Below are 2,284 nucleotides of genomic sequence, written 5' to 3'. Positions count from 1 at the left end.
GCTTGCGGAGCGCGTCGAGGTCTTCGGCGATGGCGGCGATGTCGCACCGGATCGCGTCAGGCGGATCGGGGAAGGGGAACGGATCGAAGCACGCGGATTTCACGTAGACGGGTCGATCTTCTAGAAGCCCCCCCGCCGCCGAAGCCCAATTATGATGGATCGACGATTGCAGGACACCGAGATTAAAAGCATCAGCCATCCCGATGGCAACCAACTTGTTGTCAGGCAGCACGGAAGCGTCGAGAAACTGGAAAATCCGATGCTTCGCGGTTTCGACCGTGGCGATGTAGCGCGGCAAGCGCACAAGAGCAGGCCGCAAATCCTTGCGCGGTTCGCCAAATAACCACCAGTTTTCGGCATAGGTGACGCGATTATTCTGGTCACGCTCTGGCTTCACCGTCGTCAAAAGATGCTGATAGACCTCCGGAAAACGGCGGCGGACGTCGTCGGTAGATAGACCGAATAGATCAATCACCATGACACCACGCGGCCGGGCTGTCAGATCGCGACCATTGCGATATTCCCTGATGTGCTGATCGAGGCCAGCACGGCGGCCTAGGCCGAGGTGCACGGCTTGCTCCGGCGTGACGATGAAGCCAGCGCCATGCAGCGCCATGCCTCGCGAACACAAGCCCTCAGTGGCAAGCAGGGGCTTTGCATCGCCGACAGGGACCCCAATGGTCAAATCCGCATTGATCGGCCCGGATTGCGCTGCGAGAGCGATGTCCGGCGCATCGGTATCGAGGCCGGTTTCAGCCGTTACGGTGAACAGCACGCCATCCCGCTTGCCAGCTTCGGCAACGGTCATGGCGATGCGGACGGCGGCGGCGTCTTTGGTTGCCTTGGTCCAGGGGTGATCGGCGATCGCCATGGTGATCGAGATGGGCGCTTTCGCGGCAAGGTGGCGTTCGATGCAACGGCGCTGAAAAGTCTGGGTGATGGAATTGGTGGTGACGAAGCCGAAGCGGCGGAGCACGCTGCCCTTGGCGGTCAGCAGTTCGGCGGCGTGATCCCACCAATACATCACGAAATCGGCCGCATTGTTCATGAGCGGATGGGCGGACCATAGGGCTTCGGCGTAGTCACTGCCCAGCCGGGCACGGATGTCCTTGCCGCCGATGAAGGGCGGATTGCCGATGATGTATTCCGCTGCCGGCCATGAAGGGCGGCGGTGGGTTTTAGGGTCGAGCACCGCATCGGCAACCTTGATGTTGCGGAACGCTTGAAGGATCGGCTCGCCGGGCATGCCGTCATGGGTGCGGAAATGCCATTGCAGATGCCCGATCCAGAGCACCAGTTCGGCGATGCCGGCGGCGCGCGGGTTGGCTTCCAGGCCGAGAAACTGGTGCGGATCGACCGTGTGCGAGGCGAGGGCGAGGGCTTCCTGCCCGCCCAGGCTGGCCAGCGTATCCAGCACCTCGCCCTCCAGGCGTTTGAGGAGTTCGAGGGCCACGTAAAGGAAGTTGCCGGTGCCGCATGCGGGGTCGAGCACGCGGGTGCGGCAGAGTTTTTCGGCAAAGGCGGCAACGGTGGCGATGGCGATTTCATCGCGGCCTTCGGTGCGCTGGCGTTCGGCGGTGGCCAGCACCTCGACCCATTCGGCGCGCAAGGGTTCGATCATGGTGGCGACCACCAGCCGCTCGACATAGGCGCGCGGGGTGTAATGGGCACCGAGCGAGCGGCGTTCGGCGGGGTCGAGCGCTTGTTCGAGCAAGGTGCCGAAAATCGAGGGATCGACCTCACGCCAGTTATATTCGGCGGCCCGGCAGAGTTCGCCGATTTCCTCCCGACCGAGCGGCAGGACGGTTTGATCCTTGAAAAACTCGCCATTGAAGCGCGGCACGCGGGCATGAATGGCGAGCGCGACCCCGCCCTTGTCCATCGCTTCCCATAGCTGGCCAATCGTGGGGGCGAGCAGGTCCGGGTCAGCTTCGCAGCGGCGGAGGATGGTCTTGAAGGCGTCCGGCGGGAGCAGGCCGCAATCCTCGGCAAACATGGTGAACAGGCAGCGCATCAGGAACAAGGCGACGGTTTCGCGCTGGTGCCCGGCTTCCAGCGCGCGGGATACGGCGGCGAGGCGTTCGGCAATTTCACGGGTGACGCGGGCGGATTTGCGGGCGGGGTCGAGCGATTGCGGATCGGTCCAGATGCGGCGGAGCCGGTCACAGATGGCAGGGTCGCGGAGCTGGTCGAGCGTGATGCGAAACCCGCGCCGATCGGGGAATTGCGCGTAGTTTTTGCCCTGCCCGGAGAAATCGGCATAGGTTTCGATCACGTTGCCGAC

General features: G+C 63.4%; 1 protein-coding gene. It reads right to left on the bottom strand.

Annotation, left to right across the window (positions count from 1 at the left end):
- Window positions 1-2,284, bottom strand: a 2,284-nt coding sequence (locus ACP5E6_RS03130) for a class I SAM-dependent DNA methyltransferase (protein WP_427951548.1), incomplete at both ends; no start/stop codon positions are given.

Source organism: Acidiphilium sp. (assembly GCF_049977125.1).
In the GTDB taxonomy this organism is placed as follows: Bacteria; Pseudomonadota; Alphaproteobacteria; order Acetobacterales; family Acetobacteraceae; genus Acidiphilium.
This window is presented reverse-complemented; position numbering and strand designations above follow the sequence as displayed.